General features: G+C 71.1%; 14 protein-coding genes and 1 tRNA gene. 13 read left to right on the top strand and 2 right to left on the bottom strand.

What is annotated here, in order from left to right:
- Window positions 1-4 precede the first annotated feature (4 nt).
- The 3 genes from HP445_RS16810 to HP445_RS16800 all read left to right on the top strand — a co-directional run bounded on the left by HP445_RS16810 (window position 5) and on the right by HP445_RS16800 (window position 3,225).
- The gene (locus HP445_RS16810) at window positions 5-1,333 is read left to right on the top strand and encodes an NAD(P)/FAD-dependent oxidoreductase (RefSeq protein ID WP_027465651.1); all 1,329 of its coding nucleotides are present in this window, start codon (window positions 5-7) and stop codon (window positions 1,331-1,333) included.
- A 156-nt stretch (window positions 1,334-1,489) separates the two neighbouring features.
- Window positions 1,490-2,629, top strand: a complete 1,140-nt coding sequence (locus HP445_RS16805) for a zinc-dependent alcohol dehydrogenase (protein WP_111089380.1) — start codon at window positions 1,490-1,492, stop codon at window positions 2,627-2,629.
- An 11-nt stretch (window positions 2,630-2,640) separates the two neighbouring features.
- Window positions 2,641-3,225 carry a CxxCxxCC domain-containing protein gene (locus HP445_RS16800; protein ID WP_128779937.1) on the top strand — a complete coding sequence of 195 codons (585 nt, stop codon included), beginning with the start codon at window positions 2,641-2,643 and terminating at the stop codon, window positions 3,223-3,225.
- 381 nt (window positions 3,226-3,606) lie between these two features.
- On the opposite strand, the gene HP445_RS16795 is transcribed toward HP445_RS16800, so the two are convergent.
- Window positions 3,607-3,692: transfer RNA gene (locus HP445_RS16795), tRNA-Leu, on the bottom strand.
- 161 nt (window positions 3,693-3,853) lie between these two features.
- Here HP445_RS16795 and HP445_RS16790 point away from each other — a divergent pair.
- The 3 genes from HP445_RS16790 to mshC all read left to right on the top strand — a co-directional run bounded on the left by HP445_RS16790 (window position 3,854) and on the right by mshC (window position 7,316).
- Complete coding sequence (locus tag HP445_RS16790) at window positions 3,854-5,182, top strand: M20/M25/M40 family metallo-hydrolase (RefSeq protein WP_128779936.1); 1,329 nt, start codon at window positions 3,854-3,856, stop codon at window positions 5,180-5,182.
- Between the two features lie 62 nt (window positions 5,183-5,244).
- Entirely contained in the window at window positions 5,245-6,075 is an 831-nt protein-coding gene (locus HP445_RS16785) for an undecaprenyl-diphosphate phosphatase (protein WP_128779935.1), read from the top strand.
- Window positions 6,072-7,316, top strand: coding sequence for a cysteine--1-D-myo-inosityl 2-amino-2-deoxy-alpha-D-glucopyranoside ligase (gene mshC, locus HP445_RS16780; protein WP_111046364.1), 1,245 nt, complete (start codon window positions 6,072-6,074; stop codon window positions 7,314-7,316). Before HP445_RS16785 ends, mshC begins: the two co-directional genes overlap by 4 nt.
- Window positions 7,317-7,836: 520 nt before the next feature.
- Here the strand turns inward: mshC and HP445_RS16775 are convergent.
- Window positions 7,837-8,760, bottom strand: coding sequence for a proteasome assembly chaperone family protein (locus tag HP445_RS16775; RefSeq protein ID WP_027465645.1), 924 nt, complete (start codon window positions 8,758-8,760; stop codon window positions 7,837-7,839).
- 147 nt (window positions 8,761-8,907) lie between these two features.
- Here HP445_RS16775 and HP445_RS16770 point away from each other — a divergent pair, with 147 nt between their 5' ends.
- The 7 genes from HP445_RS16770 to HP445_RS16740 all read left to right on the top strand — a co-directional run bounded on the left by HP445_RS16770 (window position 8,908) and on the right by HP445_RS16740 (window position 17,664).
- Window positions 8,908-9,657, top strand: a complete 750-nt coding sequence (locus HP445_RS16770; RefSeq protein WP_232750091.1) for an HAD family hydrolase — start codon at window positions 8,908-8,910, stop codon at window positions 9,655-9,657.
- Window positions 9,654-10,790, top strand: a complete 1,137-nt coding sequence (locus HP445_RS16765; RefSeq protein ID WP_128779934.1) for a tRNA (adenine-N1)-methyltransferase — start codon at window positions 9,654-9,656, stop codon at window positions 10,788-10,790. The genes HP445_RS16770 and HP445_RS16765 overlap by 4 nt, the downstream gene beginning before the upstream one ends.
- Window positions 10,791-10,832: 42 nt before the next feature.
- On the top strand, window positions 10,833-11,753 hold the full coding sequence (locus tag HP445_RS16760) for an FKBP-type peptidyl-prolyl cis-trans isomerase (protein WP_084740364.1): 921 nt from the start codon (window positions 10,833-10,835) through the stop codon (window positions 11,751-11,753).
- Window positions 11,754-11,824: 71 nt separating this feature from the next.
- Window positions 11,825-12,877 (top strand): helix-turn-helix transcriptional regulator, encoded by a 1,053-nt coding sequence (locus tag HP445_RS16755; RefSeq protein WP_071403785.1) that lies wholly within the window; start codon window positions 11,825-11,827, stop codon window positions 12,875-12,877.
- A complete protein-coding gene (locus HP445_RS16750) occupies window positions 12,870-13,841 on the top strand; it encodes a helix-turn-helix transcriptional regulator (RefSeq protein WP_111030116.1) in 972 nt (323 codons plus the stop codon). The genes HP445_RS16755 and HP445_RS16750 overlap by 8 nt, the downstream gene beginning before the upstream one ends.
- A 635-nt stretch (window positions 13,842-14,476) precedes the next feature.
- Window positions 14,477-15,229, top strand: a complete 753-nt coding sequence (tatC, locus tag HP445_RS16745) for a twin-arginine translocase subunit TatC (RefSeq protein WP_111054254.1) — start codon at window positions 14,477-14,479, stop codon at window positions 15,227-15,229.
- Window positions 15,226-17,664: a DEAD/DEAH box helicase gene (locus HP445_RS16740; RefSeq protein WP_128779933.1), complete on the top strand. Its 2,439-nt coding sequence runs from the start codon at window positions 15,226-15,228 to the stop codon at window positions 17,662-17,664. Before tatC ends, HP445_RS16740 begins: the two co-directional genes overlap by 4 nt.
- Window positions 17,665-17,672 lie beyond the last annotated feature (8 nt).

Genomic DNA, 17,672 nt, shown 5'->3' with positions numbered 1-17,672 from the left:
AGGAATGGCAGACTCGATCCCTCACGTCCTCGTCCTCGGCGGCGGCTCCGCTGGCTACACCACGGTCAAGCAGCTCCAGAAGCACGCGGCCACGGTGCCCATGCGCATCACCCTCGTGGACCAGAACACCTACTACACGTACCTGCCGTTCCTGCCCGAGGTCGCCGGTGGCCACATCGCGCCGAAGGACGTCACCGTCGAGCTGCGCCGTGCACTGCGCAAGACCCGGGTGATCCAGGGCAAGGTCACCGCGATCTCCTCGGCGGACAAGACCGTCTCGATCGCGACCGCCGGCGGCGACGACCGCACCCTCGGCTACGACCACCTCGTCGTCGCCCTCGGTTCCGTCACCCGCACCTTCCCGACCCCCGGGCTCGAGGAGTACGGCGTCGGCTTCAAGAGCGTCGAAGAGGCCGCCTACGTGCGCGCCAAGCTCCTCGACAACATCGCGAAGGCCGCTGCCACCCGTGACGAGGACGAGCGTCGCCGTCTGCTGACCAGCGTCTTCGTCGGCGGTGGCTACACCGGCGTCGAGGCGATCGGCGAGCTCTTCGACGTGTCGCAGGCTGCCATCAAGACCTACCCGTCGCTCGCCGGTGAGCAGCCCCGCTGGGTGCTCATCGACGCCCTTGACCGCGTCGCGCCCGAGGTCGGCCCGGAGCTGTCCAAGTGGACGCTCGAGTCGCTCCGCGCCCGCGGCATCGACGTCCGCCTGAAGACCACCATGCCGAGCGCAGAGGGCGGTGTCGTCAAGTTCTCCGACGGCGACGAGTTCGCCACGGGCCTGCTCGTCTGGACCGCGGGCGTCAAGCCGAACCCGCTCCTCGACGCCTCCGACCTGCCGCGCGGGCCGAAGGGCCACCTCGCCGCGAACGCGAAGCTCCAGGTCGAGGCCGAGGACACCCACCAGGTCGTCGAGGGCGTCTGGGGCCTGGGTGACGTCGCGCAGGTGCCCGACCTGACCGCCGACAAGCAGCCGGCGTTCTACCCGCCGAACGCGCAGAACGCCGTGCGCCAGGCCGTGGTGGCCGCCGACAACATCGTCGCGACCATCACCGGCAAGCCGCTCGAGGAGTACCGCCACCCCTCCATCGGCACCGTCGCGTCGTACGGTGTCGGCAAGGGTGCCGCGAACATCAAGGGCATCAAGATGACCAACCTGCTCGCGTGGCTCGCGCACCGCGCGTACCACGTGTACGCGATGCCGACCCTGAACCGGAAGGCCCGCATCATCATCGGCTGGATCACCGGTGCCGTGTCGGGTCGCGACGCGACCTCGCTCATCAAGGAGACCGACCCGCGACGCAACTTCGTCGAGGCGTCGAAGAGCTAGACGCCCCCAAAGATCGGACGGGAGGCGCGGTGCCAGCTGGCACCGCGCCTCCGGTCCGTCGGTGCGGACGCCCACCGCTTGTCCGCCATCTGCGGTCCTGGGTCCGTTCCAACGTGGCGCGCGCCAGCGTGGACGCGACGAACGAGAGGAGCGTCCATGCGCGCCATGACGTACCGCGGCCCCTACCGGATCCGCGTCGAGGAGAAGCCGGATCCCCGGATCGAGCACCCGAACGACGCGATCGTCCGGGTGGAACGGGCCGCGATCTGCGGGTCGGACCTGCACCTGTACCACGGCATGATGCCGGACACCCGGGTCGGGCACACGTTCGGCCACGAGTTCATCGGGGTGGTCGAGCAGATCGGCTCGTCCGTCGAGACCCTGTCGGTCGGGGACCGCGTGATGGTCCCGTTCAACATCTTCTGCGGGACGTGCTGGTTCTGCGCCCGCGGACTCTTCGCGAACTGCCACAACGTGAACCCGAACGCGACCGCGGTCGGCGGGATCTACGGGTACTCGCACACCACCGGCGGGTACGACGGCGGGCAGGCGGAGCGCGTGCGGGTGCCGTTCGCCGACGTCGGACCGCAGGTGATCCCGGACTGGCTCGACGACGACGACGCCCTCCTCATGACGGACGCACTGAGCACCGGCTACTTCGGGGCGCAGCTGGCGTCGATCCGCGAGGGCGACACCGTCGTGGTGCTCGGTGCCGGGCCGGTCGGACTGTTCTCCGCGGCGTCGGCGTGGTTCATGGGAGCCGGCCGGGTGATCGTCGTCGACCAGCTCGAGTACCGGCTCGAGAAGGCCCGGAGCTTCGCGCACGCCGAGACGATCAACTTCGCCGAGGTCGACGACGTCGTGCTCGAGATGAAGAAGCAGACCGACTTCCTGGGTGCGGACAGCGTGATCGACGCCGTCGGAGCCGAGGCGGACGGCAACTTCACCCAGCAGGTCACCGCCTCGAAGCTGAAGCTGCAGGGCGGGTCCCCGACGGCGCTCAACTGGGCGATCGACGGCGTCCGCAAGGGCGGCACGGTCTCGGCGGTCGGTGCGTACGGGCCGATCCCGAGCGCGGTGAAGTTCGGGGACGCGATGAACAAGGGCGTCACGATCCACACGAACCAGGCGCACGTGAAGCGCCAGTGGCCGCGGTTGCTCGAGCACATCCAGGCGGGGCACTTCAAGCCGAGCGACATCATCACGCACCGCATCCCCCTCGAGCACATCGCCGAGGGGTACCACCTGTTCTCGTCCAAGCTCGACGGTTGCATCAAGACCGTCGTCGTGCCGTGAGGAGGCCCGACATGTCCGACCACACCCCGTACATCGCCGATCCGCCCCGACGGGTGCCGTCGGCCGAGGAACTCCGTGCCCGCATCCCGGGGTGGGGGAGCGACCTCGACCCCGCGGACCGGCCGTCCGTTCCGAAGCTCTCCCGCGAAGCCGGTTCGGCCACCGGAGCCCACTGGGACCGCCCGCCGCAGCAGGACGGTGCGCACGGCCGAGAGCGCTCGATCGAGCACGCCCACGTGACGCCGGTGTTCGGCACCGCGCAGCCCCTGCACGGTGTCGCCGGAATCGTCCGGCGGTACGCCTACCGGCGGTTCAGCGAGGGCCGCCTGGCGCACTGGATGCTGCTCGTCGTCGGGGACCGCGTGGACGTCGCGACGCACCGGGTGACCGATGCGCTCCGGGGTCGGCCGGACCGGGTGATCAGCGAGACCGGTGTCGCGGCGGAGCGCGGGAACCACCCCGTTGCGTCGCGCCTGGGGTCGAGTCGGTCGGACTGGCGGCACCAGGTGCTCGACCCGGTGGTCGCGAACTGGGGCTGGCTGGCGGCGCTCGGCGCCGTCGTGCTGGTGGTGCGGCGGGTGCGCCGCTCGCGCTGACCGCGCGCGCGGGTCTCGCAGCACGGTGCGGCGTTGCCCACTCGGTGCGACCTTGTTCCGTCACACGGAGTGCGCAACGTCACACCGGCCCGCGACGCGCGCACGTTCCGGCCTGGAGGCGCGCTGCTGCCCCGCCCCGCGCCTCCAGTCCGCACGTCCCGCGTCCACCCACGCACCGACGCTGCACGGAGAACGCCCTGAGCGCAGCAAGGCGGCGGCGTCAATGCCCTGAGCGCAGCGAAGTGGCACGTGGTCGCCCTGAGCGAAGCGAAGTGGCGCCCCAGAGGCGGTGACGCCCTGAGCGCAGCGATGGCGGCACTCGCCGGGAAGACACAACAGAAAATGCCCCCCGACCGAAAGGTCAGGGGGCACGCATTTCTGTGTCCGAGAGGGGACTTGAACCCCTACGCCCTAATACGGGCACTAGCACCTCAAGCTAGCGCGTCTACCAATTCCGCCACCCGGACAGGGTGTCTGGTGTCTGTTTCCCGGGTTGAACCCGGCGTTCCTGCCGAGAGAAGACACTAGCACGGGTCTGAACGCGCGATGAACACGGCCGCGCATCCCGGGCGAGTCCTGCGCGCGCTGTCCCGGCGACGGGGTCGGTGCCGACCGATACCGTGGAGCCATGACGAACCCGGAGCCCTCCGAGCCGCAGTCCGTGCCCGAGCTCGAGGCCACCGCGGCGATCGCCCGCGACCTCATCCGCCTCGACACGACGAACTGGGGCGAGGGGAAGTCCCGTGGGGAGACGGAGGCAGCCCACTACGTCGAGGACAAGCTCCGCGCGCTGGGCCTCGAGCCGCAGTTGTTCGAGTCGGAGCCGGACCGGGTGAGCGTCGTGGCGCGGGTGCCCGGTCGGAACCGTGACAAGCCGGCGCTCGTGGTGCACGGGCACCTCGACGTCGTGCCGGCCGACCCGGCGAACTGGTCGGTCGACCCGTTCGGTGGCGTGGTCAAGGACGGGTCGCTGTGGGGTCGGGGCGCCGTCGACATGAAGAACATGGACGCGATGATGCTCACGTCGCTGGCGGACGTCATCGAACAGCACGGTGCGCCGGAGCGTGACCTGGTGATCGCGTACTTCGCCGACGAAGAGGCCGGGGGAGTCCTGGGGTCCCACCACGTGGTCGACCAGCACCCGGAGGTCTTCGCGGGGGCGTCGGCGGCGATCAGCGAGGTCGGCGGGTACTCGATCACGCTCGGTGACCGTCGCGCCTACCTGCTGCAGACCGGCGAGAAGGCGCTCATGTGGGTGAAGCTGATCGCGCGTGGCACCGCTGCCCACGGCTCGCACGTGATCCGCGACAACGCCGTCACGAAGCTCGCGGCGGCGGTCGCCCGGATCGGCAGCGAGGAGTGGCCCGTCCGGCTCTCGGCCACGACGGACGCGATGGTCGCCGAGGTGGCGCGGTTCCTCGGGGTCGACCCGACGGTGACCGGCCCGGACGAGGTCGCGCTGGCCACCGGCTCGGCGTCGCGGTTCATCCACGCCGCGCTGCACACCACGTCGAACCCGACGGTGCTGACCGCCGGCTACAAGCACAACGTCATCCCCGACGCCGCCGAGGCGCTGGTCGACATCCGCTGCCTGCCGGGTGACGAGGAGGCCGTGCTCGAGCGGGTGCGGGAGCTCGCCGGGCCCGACGTCGAGGTGGTCATGTCGTTCCGCGACATCGGCCTCGAGCAGGACTTCGGCGGCCCGCTGGTCGACGCCGTCCGCGACGTCCTCGGTCGGCACGACCCGGGCGCGCCGGTCCTGCCGTACCTGCTGTCCGGCGGCACCGACAACAAGGCGCTCTCGACGCTCGGCATCGCGGGGTACGGGTTCGTGCCGCTGCAGCTGCCGGCCGGTGTCGACTTCCCCGCGATGTTCCACGGCGTGGACGAGCGGGTGCCGCTCGACTCGCTGGCGTTCGGTCGGCGGGTGCTCGGCGACCTGCTCGCCACGTACTGATATTGTTCATGGTCGCCGTCGTGGCGGTGCCCTGACCGACCTCCCCCCGAAAGGCCCGTGCGATGCACATCCTCGAGGCGATCTTCCTCGGCTTCGTCCAGGGGCTCACCGAGTTCCTGCCCGTGTCCTCCAGTGCGCACCTGCGCATCGTGGGGCTCTTCCTGCCCGACGCGAAGGACCCCGGCGCGGCCTTCACCGCCGTGACGCAGCTCGGCACCGAGACCGCGGTGCTCATCTACTTCTGGAAGGACATCACCCGGATCATCGGGCGGTGGTTCCGGTCGGTGGTCAAGCGTGACGTGCCGAGGGGCGACCCCGACGTCCGGCTCGGCTGGCTGGTGATCCTCGGCACGATCCCGATCGGGGTCGCCGGGCTCCTGCTCAAGGACTCGATCGAGACCACGTTCCGGTCCCTCTGGATCGTCGCGATCGTCCTCATCGTGTTCGGTGTCGTGCTCGGGGTGCTCGACCGGGTGGGCCGCAAGGAGCGCCGGATCGAGCAGATGACGTTCCGCGGTGGTCTGCTCATCGGCCTGGCGCAGATGCTCGCCCTGGTCCCCGGAGTGTCCCGTTCCGGCGCGACCGTGTCGATGGGGCTCGCCCTCGGGTACACCCGTCCGGCGGCCGCGCGGTTCGCGTTCCTGCTGGCGATCCCGGCGGTGTTCCTGTCCGGGTTCTACGAGGCCGCGACGAGCCTCGGCGACTACGGCTCGCCGTTCGGACTCGCCGACACGCTCATCGCCACCGTCGTCGCGTTCGTGGTCGGGTTCGTCGTGATCGCGGCGTTCATGAACTACATCAGCAAGCGCAGCTTCATGCCCTTCGTCGTTTACCGGATCGCACTCGGTATCGTGCTCATCGTGTTGTTGTCGCTCGGAGTGATCCAGCCGTGAGGGCCTGGCAGGCCCCATCCGTCCCCGACGTCCCCGGCGCCGCGCCCCGACCGGTCGTCCACGACACCGCAACGGGCAAGCCGGTGGACCCCGCCCGCGACGAGGACCGTGCCGCGCTGTACGTCTGTGGCATCACGCCGTACGACGCCACGCACCTCGGCCACGCGGCGACGTACCTGGCGTTCGACACCCTGGGCCGCGCCTGGCGTGACGCCGGGCTCGACGTCGAGTACGCGCAGAACGTCACCGACGTGGACGACCCGCTGCTCGAGCGTGCCGCCCGCGACGGTGTCGACTGGCGTGAACTCGCTGCCTCCCAGGTCGACCTGTTCCGTCGCGACATGGAGTCGCTCCGGATCCTGCCGCCGGACGACTTCGTGGCCGTCACCGACGAGGTCGAGCGCGTCGCCGAGGCGGTCTCGTTCCTGCAGGAGTCCGGCTACGCGTACGAGGTCCCGACCGACGGCGCCGAGGGCGACGACCTGTACTTCGACGTGAACCGCCCTACCGACGCGTGGACCCTCGGCGACGAGAGCGGCCTGGACCGCGAGACGATGCTGGCCCTCGCAGCCGAACGCGGCGGCGACCCGGATCGCCCGGGCAAGCGCGACCCGCTCGACCCGCTGCTGTGGCGCGCCGCGCGTGACGGCGAGCCGGCCTGGGACACCGAGATCGGCCCCGGGCGCCCCGGCTGGCACATCGAGTGCAGCGTCATCGCCGGTGACCGCCTCGGGCTGCCGATCAGCGTGCAGGGCGGCGGGAGCGACCTCGTCTTCCCGCACCACGAGATGAGCGCCGGGCACGCTGCTGCCCTCGCGCACCAGCCGCTCGCGAACGCGTTCGTGCACACCGGGATGATCGCCTACCAGGGCACCAAGATCTCGAAGTCGCTCGGCAACCTCGTCACCGTGCGCGGGCTGCTCGACGACGGCGCCGACCCCCGTGCCATCCGGCTCGCACTGCTGTCGCACAAGTACTCCGACGACTGGGAGTGGTTCGACACCGAGCTGACGAGCGCCCAGACGCGGCTCGCCGGCTGGGACGCCTGGGCCTCGGGAGCCTCCGCCGGGCACGCCGACGACGCGGCGGACGTCGCGGCACGCATCCGTGCGCGGGTCTCCGACGACCTCGACACCCCCGGTGCCGTCGCCGCGGTCGACACCGCGATCGCCGGTGGCACGGCGTGCACGCCGGAGCTCATCGACCTGATCGACGCGCTGCTCGGCATCCGCCTGGCCTGACTGCGCGGGCGCGACACGTCGCGTGCGTGCCGCCGAGGGGTCAGGAACTGTCGCCTGGGCGGGCCGCAGCCGACAGTTCGCGACCACTCGCAGGACGTGAGCGGGGTGTCGTGACCGTTCGCGGCCGCCGGGTGGGAGGCCCGTGGCGGGGCCGACACGCGCCTCCCGTCCGCCGTGTGGTCGCGACACGTCGCGTGTGCGCCGCCGAGGGGTCAGGAACTGTCGCCGAGGTGGGCCGCAGCCGACAGTTCGTGACCACTCGCCGCACGTGAGCGGGGTGTCGTGACCGTTCGCGGCCGCCGGACGGGAGGCCCGTGGCGGGGCCGACCCGTGCCTCCCGTCCGCCGTGTGGTCGCGACGTGTCGCGTGCGTGCCACCGAGGGGTCAGGAACCGTCGCCGAGGCGGGCCGCAGCCGACAGTTCGTGACCACTCGCCGCACGCCACTCGCCACACGCCCCCGACGCACAGGAGGCACGGTGCCAGCCGGCACCGTGCCTCCTGTCCGTCAGCGGGTGACGGCTACTGCTGGGGCCGCCAAGGCCCCTCGCCACCGGCGGTGCCGCCGTCCTTGCCGTCCTTGCGCTCACGGCGACGGAGGTACTGCTCGAACTCCTGCGCGATGGCGTCGCCCGAGGCCTCGGGCGAGTCGACGGTGTCGCGCGCCTGCTCGAGCTGCCCGATGTAGGACGCCATGTCCTCGTCGTCGGCGGCGAGGGCGTCGATGCCCTCTTCCCACTCGGTGGCGTCGTCGAGCAGCGAGCCGCGGGGCACCGTGACGTCCGTGAGCTCCTCGATCTTGTCGAGCAGCGAGAGCGTGGCCTTCGGCGAGGGCGAGTTGTGCACGTAGTGCGGCACCGACGCCCACAGGGACAGCGTGGTCAGGCCGGCCTTGTCCATCGCGTCGGCGAGGACCCCGAGGATGCCGGTCGGGCCCTCGTACGAGGACTTGTCGACGTCGAAGGCGGCGCGGACACCGGCGTTCTCGCTCGACACGAACACCGAGATCGGCCGGGTGTGCGGGACGTCGGCGAGCATGGCGCCGACGAAGACGACTGCGTCGATCGAGTAGACGTCCGCCAGGTCGATGATCTCCGAGCAGAAGCCCCGCCAGGTGCGCGAGGGTTCCGGGCCGACGAGCACGAAGACGTCACGGTCGGTGGGGGAGCCGGTGGCACCGATGACCGGACGCCCCTCGGCACCGGGGCCGTGCAGCACGATCCGGGGCCACTGCACGCCGCGGTCGCCGTTGTCGTCGGTGCCGACGGTGGGCCGGTTGAACTGGTAGTCGACGTACCGCTCGCCGTCGAGTTCGCGCAGCTCGTCGAGCCCGAGCGACTCGACGATGCGACGCGCCAGACCGCTCGCGGCCTCGCCGGCGTCGTTCCAGCCCTCGAAGGCGACGACGAGCAAGCGACCGTCGCTGAAGGGGGAGTGCTGTGGCACGGAGCGGACCTCCTGGTGGTGGAGCGGAGCGGGGCGGGAGCGATGCCCCCGGCCGGACACGATTCAGGCATCCACTGTAGGCCCAGGGGGTGTCGGCGCACGCGCGCGTCCGCGCCCAGCGGAACGGCCCCGGTAGACTCGTCGCCCGTGACCGCGCATCCTCCTGCCCTCGTCCCGCCCGCAGCCGTGCTGTGGGACATGGACGGCACGATCATCGACACCGAGCCGATCTGGCAGCGGTCCCAGGTCGACCTGACGAACCGCTACGGCGCCGAGTGGACCCACGAGGACGGCCTGTCCCTGGTCGGGTCCGGCCTCGAGCGCTCCGGTGAGCTCCTGCGCGCCAAGGGCGTCGACATGGAGGTCGAGGAGATCATCCAGTGGATGACCGACTACGTGATGGAGCACCTGCGCGCCGGTGAACTGCCCTGGCGGCCGGGTGCCCGTGAGCTCGTCGAGGAGCTCCACGCCCGCGGCATCCCGACCGCCCTGGTCACGATGTCTCGTCGCAAGATGGCGCTCGTCGCCGCCGAGGCCCTGGGTGAGCGCGGCTTCCGCGTCGTCGTGGCCGGCGACGACGTCGACCGCCCGAAGCCGTTCCCGGACGCGTACCTGTCCGCCGCCGCGCAGCTCGGCGTCGAGCCCACCGCGTGCGTCGCGATCGAGGACTCCGCCACCGGCGTAGCGTCGGCCGTCGCCTCCGGCGCCGTCACGGTCGCCGTCGAGCACATCGTCCCGCTCTCCGAGATCGCCGGCGGCGACGTGCACCTGACCACCCTGGCGGGCGTCGACGTCGACCGGCTGGTCGAGTTGACGACGCCGGCACTGGCCGCACGGGCTGGAGGCGCGGTGCCGGACCCGGCGCACGCTGCGGACACCGAAGGGGTCACCCGATGAGCCACACCGACGACGCACGCGACGAGGCGGACGCGAGCAGCGCCTCCAGTCCGACCGCGGACCCAACCGCAGCCCTCCCGCACACCGCGGGCGGCGCTCCGCACACGCCGCCGCGCGGCCCGTTCCGGGCCGGCGACCGCGTGCAGCTGACCGGTCCGAAGGGCAAGCTCACGACGCTGTCGCTCGAGACCGCGGGTGAGTACCACACGCACCGCGGGGTGCTCCGGCACGACGACGTCATCGGCCAGCCCGACGGCTCCGTCATCCGGGCGAGCACCGGTGACGAGTACCTCGCGCTCCGTCCGCTGCTCAACGACTACGTGATGTCGATGCCGCGTGGCGCCGCGATCGTCTACCCGAAGGACGCGGCGCAGATCGTGGCCTTCGCGGACGTCTTCCCCGGGGCCCGCGTGGTCGAGGCCGGCGTCGGCTCGGGGGCGCTGTCGCTGTTCCTGCTCCGCGCGATCGGCCCGACCGGGCAGCTGCAGTCGTTCGAGCGCCGCGAGGAGTTCGCGGCGATCGCGAAGGGCAACGTCGGCACCTTCCTCGGGGCCGTCCCGGACAACTGGTCCGTCACGGTCGGTGACCTGGTCGAGTCGCTGCCCGACGCGACCGAGCCGCAGAGCGTCGACCGGGTCGTGCTCGACATGCTCGCGCCGTGGGAGTGCGTGGACGCCGCGGCCGACGCCCTCGTGCCCGGCGGACTCATCGTCTGCTACGTCGCGACCGTCACGCAGCTGTCCCGCACGGCCGAGGCCCTGCGCGACACCGGGCGCTTCACCGACCCGATGCCGAGCGAGACCCTGGTGCGCACCTGGCACGTCGAGGGTCTCGCCGTCCGCCCGGACCACCGCATGGTCGGGCACACCGGGTTCCTCATCACGGCACGACGCCTGGCCGACGGCACCGTGCTGCCGAACCTGAAGCGCCGCGCAGGCAAGGCGGAGTTCTCGGACGAGGACATCGAGGCCTGGACCCCCGGTGCCGTGGGCGAGCGGGCGACGAGCGACAAGAAGCTCCGCAAGGTCGCCCGGCAGTCGGCGGCGCAGGCGCGCAAGGTCGCGGCGGCCGAGGCGTCGTCGGCGGTGGACGGTGCTGTGGCTCCGTCCGAGGCCGTCGAGGACGAACGGTAGGCTGACGGCGTGCCCGTCCTGCATCGAACGGAAAGAGGGTCCGTGCGCACCATCCCCGCACTCCTGGTCACCATCGGTCTCGCGGTGTCCCTCACCGCCTGCGCCTCGAACGGTGCCGGCACCACGCCCTCGAGCTGTGCCGCCCCCGGCGCCGCGTCCGAAGCGGTGACCGCCACCGGCAAGTTCGGCTCGGAGCCGAAGGTCAACGTGCCGAAGGGCCTGACCACCAAGGGCACCCAGGTGTCCGTGCTGCAGCAGGGTTCCGGTCGCACGATCGACGACGGCACCCCCGTCCTGGTCGAGTACACCCTGGTCGACGGCTCCACCGGCCAGGTCGCCCAGACGAGCGGCTACTCGGGCCAGACGGCACCGATCACCGCCGGTGCGAGCAACTACGGGGCCCTCGGCGCCTCGCTGCAGTGCGCCCGGGTCGGCGACCGCCTGGCGGTGGCCCTGCCGAAGAGCGCCCTGAGCAGCACCGGCGGCACCGCTGGCAGCTCGTCGTCGAAGAAGACCGAGGACGCCGTCATCGCCGTCATCGACGTCAAGCGCGCGTTCGACGCCCGTGCCACCGGCACCCCGCAGCTCGCCGGCGACAAGATGCCGGCCGTGGTGCTCGCACCCTCCGGCGCCCCCGGCATCACGATCCCGTCGTGGAGCGCGCCGAAGTCGAACGAGACGCACCTGCTCCGCAAGGGCGACGGTCGCGAGCTCACCGCGAAGGACACCGCGGTCATCAAGTACACCGCCGTCACCTGGGGTGCCGACCCGTCCGTCGCCGGCTCCAGCTGGACCGACGGTTCCGGCGCGCAGGCCATCCCGCTCACCAAGGGCCAGGTCGACGAGGGTGTCCGGACCGCCATCGTCGGGCACCACGTCGGCGACCAGGTCCTGGCCATCGTCAACCAGCAGGGGACCGCGTACGCGTACGTGATCGACGTCCTCGGGGCGATCTCGAACTGACCCGGTCCGACCGTCCACGGACCGCGGCGCGGGTGCACTCCGGTGCACCCGCGCTGCCGTAGGATCGGCTCGTGCCAGCGACCCGTGTGCCCCGTGTGCCCGCCGAGGAGCGGCTGTTCAGCCTCGTGCTCGCGCTGCTCTCGACGGAGTCCGGGCTGACCAAGGCCGAGATCCTGGCCAACGTGCAGGGGTACCGGCAGCGGTTCTCGACCGGTGGCGACAACGCCTCGCTCGAGCGCCAGTTCGAACGCGATAAGGACGACGTGCGCGAGCTCGGCATCCCCCTCGAGACCATCGAGACCCCGGGTGCCGCGGGCAACAACCAGACGCTCCGGTACCGGATCCCGAAGGGTGAGTACGACCTGCCCGTCGACGTCCGATTCACCCCGGACGAGTCCGCGTTGCTCTCCCTGGCCGCGATGGCCTGGCGTGAAGGCGCACTGTCCGCCGACTCCCGCCGTGGCCTGCTGAAGGTCCGCTCGGCCGGCGCCGAGGACGACGACGGTGCCCTGCAGCTCGGAGTTGACGCGTACGCCCCGCGGCTCCGCGCCCGTGATGCGTCGTTCGAGCCGCTCCGCTCCGCGCTCGACCGCGGTGCAGCCGTGCGCTTCGACTACATCACGCCCGGTCAGCACGACGCCCGTCGTCGCGAAGTGGCTCCGCTCGCCCTGGTGCAGCACGGCGGCCGGTGGATGCTCGCCGCCCACGAGTTCGCAACGGACTCGGACAAGAACTACCTGCTGGCCCGCATCGTCGGACCGGTCACCCAGTACGAGGTCGGGCAGCACACCGCTCCCGTCGGCGCGGGGGAGCGCACCCTCGCCGAGCTCGAGCGGATCTGGGCCGAGCGCACTGCGCGCATCGCCGTGACGCCGGGTTCCGACGCCGAACGCCGACTCACCCGTCGCCGCGACACCGAGACCGACGCCGACGGCGCGCTCGTGCTGCACCACGTCGACCCGCAGATCCTCGCCGAGGAACTCGCCGCCTTCGGGCCCGAGGTCCGGGTGCTCGAACCCGATGACCTGCGGTCACGGGTCGACGAGCGCCTCCGTGCACTCGTGCGCGACCACACCGACGACGACCCTGCAGCAGCCCCCGGAGAGGACCCCGTTCGTGGCTGACGCCCAACCCCTGCAGGCGCAGGACAAGCTCGCGTTCCTGCTCGCCCTGGTGCCGTACCTGATCGACCGCGAGCGGGTCTCGGTGGCCGAGGCCGCTCGGCACTTCGGTGTGCCCGAGGCCCGGATCCGTCGTGCCGTCGAACTCATCGCGGTGTCCGGGGTGCCCGGCGAGACGATGCAGTACCAGCACGGCGACCTGTTCGACATCGCGTGGGACGACTTCGACCAGAACGACATGATCGTGCTGACCAACCTGGTGGCGATCGACGACTCACCGCGGCTGTCGGCTCGTGAGGCGTCGGCGCTCATCGCTGGTCTGCAGTACCTCTCCGCCCTGCCCGAGGCCGCCGACCGTGACGCGATCCGCGCGCTCATGGCCAAGCTCTCCCGCGGTGCCGGGGGAGCGGCGTCGACCGTCGCCGTCGGGCAGGACCTGCACGACGTCGCCCTCGCCACCATCCGGCGGGCGATGTCCGACGGCCGCGGCCTGGTCTTCGAGTACGCCGGACCGCGCACCCAGGGTGGCACCCGACGGGTCGACCCGCTCCGGGTCGAGTCCATCGACACCGACTGGTACCTGCGCGCGTGGGACCTCGACCGGCAGGCGCTCCGGACGTTCCGGCTCGACCGGATGTCCGAGGCCCGGGTCGACGACCGCGCGGCCGAGAAGACCATCGACCAGGTCGTCATCCCGGACACGCTGTTCCAGCAGGCCGCCGACGACGTCATCGTCACGGTGGAACTCGACTCGACGTCGCTGCCCCTGGTCGCCGACTTCCTGTCCGACACGGCCGACGCGCCCGACTCCGACGGCCGTGTCCGCATCCGGCTCGCGGCGTCGCACGGGTTCGACGGGGTGGTCCGGCTCGTCGCGGGGTTGCCCGGTCGTGCCGTGGTGCTCGACCCGCCCGCCGCTCGTGACGCCGTGCGCGACTTCGCGGCCGCGGCCCTCGCCGCGGGCTGACGTCTGCCGCTGCGGCCGGTCCGAGCGCTGCACGTTCCGGTGAGCTTCGGGTACCTGGTCGTTCCGGGCGTACCTGGTGTGTTGCTCTGACCAGGTATGCCCGTTCCCGCCAGGTACGCCCGACCTCGCACGGTGGACCTCGGGTACCTGGTCGTTCCGGGCGTACCTGGTGCGATCTTCCGACGCGGTATGCCCGTTCCCGCCAGGTATGCCCGAACTCGCCAGGTAAGCCCGATGTCGCACGGCACGCCCGATCCCGCCGGTGGACCTCGGGTACCTGGTCGTTCCGGGCGTACCTGGTGCGATCTTCCGACCCGGTATGCCCGACCTCGCCAGGGATGCCCGCACTCGCCAGGTACGCCCGATCTCGCACGGTGAACCTCGGGTACCTGGTCGTTCCGGGCGTACCTGATGCGATCTTCCGACCCCGTACGCCCGATCTCGCCAGGTACACCCGATCCCGCCCGCCCGCCCGCCTGCCACGCGCCGCCTCCCACCGCCCACCCGCCACGCGGCCGCGCCAACCCCCGGCGGACTGTCGGTCCCGACCCCGTAAGATCGAGCACATGGCTTCGACGACCGCGCGCGGGCGAGCGAAGCGGCAGGGGCGCCAGAAGACCGACGCCGAAGGCCGCATGTCGCTCGGGCAGCACCTCATCGAGCTGCGCAACCGTCTCTTCCGCGCAGTCGTGGCGATCGTCGTCGGTGCGATCGGCGGCTGGTTCCTCACCCCGTGGGTGCTCGACGCGCTCCGGGCACCGGTGACCGAGCTCGCCAAGGTCGGTGGACACACGGCCGAGCTGAACTTCCCGATGATCACCGGGGCGTTCGACCTGAAGCTGCAGATCGCGATCACCATCGGCGTCGTCATCGCGAGCCCGGTCTGGCTGTACCAGATCTGGGCGTTCATCGTGCCCGCGCTCGTCCGGCGTGAGCGGCAGTACGTCTGGGGCTTCCTCGGCACCGCGATCCCGCTGTTCTTCGCCGGGTGCTACTTCGGGTGGTACATCCTGCCGCACGTGGTCGGCATCCTCGGCAGCTTCGTGTCGAGCCAGGACACCTCGATCGTCGATGCGAAGGCGTACTACGACTTCGTCATCAAGCTCATCGTCGCGGTGGGCATCGCGTTCGTGCTGCCGGTGTTCATCGTGCTGCTGAACTTCGTCGGGGTGCTGTCGGCCTCCGCGATCATCAAGAGCTGGCGCGTCGCGATCCTCTGCATCCTGGTCTTCTGCGCCATCGTCACCCCGAGTGCCGACGTCATCTCGATGTTCCTGCTGGCCATCCCGATGACCGTGCTCTACATCGCGGCCTGCTTCATCGCGTGGATCCACGACCGCCGTCTGGCCAAGCGCCAGGCGAAGCTCGACGAGGAGTACGACCTGTGAGCGGCACGAGTGCGGCCGAGCGGTTCGCCGCGGCCAAGGTGCGCAACCGGTCCCGCAACCTCGAGCTGTTCCGGACGGACCTGCGGTTCGACCTCGACCCGTTCCAGTTCGCCGCGTGCGACTCGCTCGACCAGGGCCGCAGCGTCCTGGTCGCCGCCCCGACCGGAGCCGGCAAGACCATCGTGGCCGAGTTCGCCATCTGGCTCGCCATGCGCCAGCCGACGGCGAAGGTCTTCTACACGACGCCGATGAAGGCACTGAGCAACCAGAAGTACGCCGAGCTCGTCGACGTCTACGGCGAATCCGAGGTCGGGCTGCTCACCGGGGACACGAACGTGAACCCCCGCGCCCGCGTCGTCGTGATGACGACCGAAGTGCTCCGCAACATGATCTACGCCGACTCGGACCTGCTCGACGACCTCGCCTGGGTGGTCCTCGACGAGGTGCACTACCTCGCCGACCGGTTCCGCGGTGCCGTGTGGGAAGAGGTCATCCTGCACCTCCCGACCGAGGTCCGCCTGGTCTCGCTCAGCGCCACGGTGTCCAACGCCGAGGAGTTCGGCGACTGGCTGCAGACCGTCCGCGGCGACACCGACGTCATCGTCTCCGAAGACCGCCCGGTGCCGCTGGAGCAGCACGTCCTGGTCGGTTCGAAGATGGTCGACCTGTTCGACTCGAGCGGTGCCGCGGCGACGAACCGCGTGAACCCGGAACTGCTCCGCATGGTCGGCGGCGGTTCGCGGAGCGAGCGGAACGGCGGCGGCCACCGCGGCCGGCGCGGTCGTGGTGGCTACCCCGAGCGTCGCGGGCCCCGCACCGAGAAGGTGCACCGCGAGCAGATCGCGCACATGCTCGACGAGCGGATGCTCCTGCCCGCCATCTTCTTCGTGTTCAGCCGCAACGGCTGCGACCAGGGCGTCCGCAACGTCCTGCGCTCGGGCTTGTCCCTGACGACGGTGCAGGAGCGCAACGAGATCCGCGAGACGGCGGAGTACCACTGCCGCACCCTGCTCGACGAAGACCTGGCCGTCCTCGGCTACTGGGAGTGGCTCGAAGGGCTCGAGCGCGGGGTCGCGGCGCACCACGCCGGCCTGCTCCCCGCCTTCAAGGAGGTCGTCGAGAACCTCTTCCAGCGCAAGCTCCTCAAGGTCGTGTTCGCCACCGAGACCCTGGCACTCGGCGTGAACATGCCGGCGCGCACCGTCGTGCTCGAGAAGCTCGAGAAGTTCAACGGCGAAGCCCGTGTGCCGATCACCCCGGGGGAGTACACGCAGCTCACCGGTCGTGCCGGTCGTCGTGGCATCGACGTCGAGGGGCACTCGGTCATCCAGTGGACCGACGGGCTCGACCCGCAGGCCGTCGCGTCGCTGGCCAGCCGTCGCACGTACCCGCTCAACTCGTCGTTCAAGCCGACCTACAACATGGCCGTCAACCTGATCGACCAGTTCGGCCGGCAGCGCACGCGCGAGGTCCTCGAGACGTCGTTCGCCCAGTTCCAGGCCGACCGGTCGGTGGTCGACCTCGCTCGCAAGGTCCGCTCGCAGCAGGAATCGCTCGACGGCTACCGCGAGGCGATGCAGTGCCACCTCGGCGACTTCACCGAGTACTCGGCACTCCGCCGTGAGCTCTCCGACCTCGAGCGCACGAACGTGCCCGGCGGTCGCGAGGCGTCGCACGGCGCCCGCCAGGAACGCCAGGCCGCGATCACGGCGGTCCGCCGCCAGCTGCAGCGCCACCCCTGCCACGCCTGCCCGGAACGCGAGGCACACGCCCGCTGGTCCGAGCGCTGGTGGAAGCTCAAGCGTGCCAACGACAAGCTCGTCCAGCAGATCCGGTCCCGCACGGGCGCCGTCGCCACGACGTTCGACCGTGTCACCGAGGTCCTGCTCGAGCTCGGCTACCTGGTGGACGCCGGCAACGGCGAAGCCACGGTGGCAGCGGGCGGCCGTCGCCTGCAGCGCATCTACGGCGACCGCGACCTGCTGGTCGCCGAGTGCCTCGAGGCGGGAGTCTGGAAGGACCTCACCCCGGCACAGCTCGCCGCCATGGCCGCGACGATCATCTACCAGCCCCGCCGCGAGGACGCGCCCGGCACGGAGCACGCCCTGCCCCGCGGTGGGTTCCGCCCTGCGCTCGACGAGACACTGACGATCTGGTCGCGCCTCGACGACATCGAGCGTGCGGCGCGCCTGGCCGGTTCGCAGCCCCCGACCCCGGCGATGGCCGTCGGCATGTTCCGCTGGGCCTCGGGTTCGGCCCTCGACGACGTCCTCCGCACCCTCGACCTGCCGGCCGGCGACTTCGTGCGCTGGTCGAAGCAGGTCATCGACCTGCTCGACCAGATCCGGAACGCCGGCGACGACGAACTCGCCCAGACCGCCCGACGGGCGACGGACGCGGTTCGCCGCGGCATCGTCGCCTACGCGGCGGTCTGACGGGAGGC

Origin of the sequence: Curtobacterium flaccumfaciens, assembly GCF_013359815.1 — a bacterium.
GTDB lineage: Bacteria > Actinomycetota > Actinomycetes > Actinomycetales > Microbacteriaceae > Curtobacterium > Curtobacterium flaccumfaciens.
Note: the sequence above shows the minus strand (reverse complement) of the source record. Positions and strands in the feature narration are given on the sequence as shown.